This window comes from Pseudomonas sp. I2 (assembly GCF_040984075.1).
Taxonomy (GTDB): domain Bacteria; phylum Pseudomonadota; class Gammaproteobacteria; order Pseudomonadales; family Pseudomonadaceae; genus Aquipseudomonas; species Aquipseudomonas guariconensis_B.
Genome location: NZ_JBCGFQ010000200.1, coordinates 1 through 411, shown reverse-complemented (window position 1 = coordinate 411; position 411 = coordinate 1). Strand labels below are relative to the sequence as shown.

1 protein-coding gene is annotated in these 411 nt (G+C 49.1%); it reads right to left on the bottom strand.

The window, feature by feature from the left end; genetic code table 11:
- Positions 1–230: S24 family peptidase (locus WCE05_RS26245; protein WP_368816872.1), on the bottom strand; the 230-nt coding region annotated here is incomplete at its 3' end.
- Positions 231–411 lie beyond the last annotated feature (181 nt).

The window sequence follows — 411 nt, the reverse complement described above, 5'->3', positions numbered from 1 at the left end:
AGTCGCAATCGCATGATCCTGAATTCTTGTTCCAGGACACAGAGCACCAAAGACCCGTCAACGGGCGTGCCCCCAAAATCTACTATGAGCAGCGCACCAGGCTTTATCCCTTCCCGGAAAGAGTAGGTATCACTTCGAAAAAAGAATACTCCCGGCGCTCCTGTATTACAGTGCTGATCGAGTGACAGCCTGTTTTCCTGGTAGTCGGTTGCTGGCGATGGAAAACCCATTTTTAACGGCCTCCGTTGGGGTTAAAAAGCATGAATGTCCGGTTCTCTCCGTCCTGAGTGGAAATGTCTTTAAAAACGGTCACGTAGGTTTCAATCCACTGATTTGCTTGGCGACAACTCCAGTGAAAATTAATCAGCGCAAGCTGGCTGACAAAGGCTTCTGTCGTAACTGTCTGACGAC